This is a genomic window from Weissella cibaria KACC 11862 (assembly GCF_000193635.1).
Lineage (GTDB): Bacteria > Bacillota > Bacilli > Lactobacillales > Lactobacillaceae > Weissella > Weissella cibaria.
Genome location: NZ_AEKT01000066.1, coordinates 1 through 332, shown reverse-complemented (window position 1 = coordinate 332; position 332 = coordinate 1). Strand labels below are relative to the sequence as shown.

Genomic DNA, 332 nt, shown 5'->3' with positions numbered 1-332 from the left:
GCGGTTTAGAATTGGTCCTTCAACAATTGACGGATTTCTTCCAAACGAGGTTGACGTGGGTTACCTGGCGTCGTTTGGTCGTTGTAAACCAAGTCAGGCAACGTGTCCAATGACTTCTCAAAGTCAGCCTTTGAAACACCGTTAGCTGACAATGAAGGTTGTACTTCAACACCGGCGAACAACGTGTCAATCTTAGCCAACAAAGCGTCAACCAATTCAGCGTCATTCTTACCTTGCAAACCAAGGTAGCGGGCGATATCAGCGTAATCCTTTTGGGCCGTGTACGTCTCGTAACGTGGGAATGGCGTACGCTTAACGTTACCAGTTACCGC

Annotated in this window: 1 pseudogene; it reads right to left on the bottom strand. The window is 48.2% G+C overall.

Annotated features, from left to right (window positions below):
- Positions 1-5: 5 nt before the first annotated feature.
- Positions 6-332, bottom strand: a pseudogene (locus ESE_RS11775) (iron-containing alcohol dehydrogenase); the annotation flags it as partial.